1 protein-coding gene is annotated in these 266 nt (G+C 48.5%); it reads right to left on the bottom strand.

Annotation, left to right across the window (positions count from 1 at the left end; genetic code table 11):
- Positions 1-216 (bottom strand): EF-hand domain-containing protein (locus tag L5876_RS14600; RefSeq protein WP_236957091.1); only part of this gene is annotated, 216 nt, incomplete at its 3' end.
- Positions 217-266 lie beyond the last annotated feature (50 nt).

Here is a 266-nt window from a genome sequence, read left to right as displayed (position 1 = left end):
CTCCACTTCCGCTGCTTCAATGTAGCCGCTCTTGTCCAAATCGAAGTTGTCAAAGATTTCCTGTGCATCCTTCTTTGCCTTTTCCACTTGTTCGGGGGTGTATTTCGGAGGTACATCGACCGGTACTGGGCACACTGCGATCTGTGGGGGTGCACCGCCTGTTCCTGCTTCAGCACTCATTGTCTCTTGACTCACTTCCAGTAGTTTGACTTTCACTTCTATAACCCGACCTCAACGTTCTGAACTGATTGTATCTATGATCGATT

This window comes from Hyphobacterium sp. SN044 (genome assembly GCF_021864465.1).
In the GTDB taxonomy this organism is placed as follows: Bacteria; Pseudomonadota; Alphaproteobacteria; order Caulobacterales; family Maricaulaceae; genus Hyphobacterium.
Note: the sequence above shows the minus strand (reverse complement) of the source record. Positions and strands in the feature narration are given on the sequence as shown.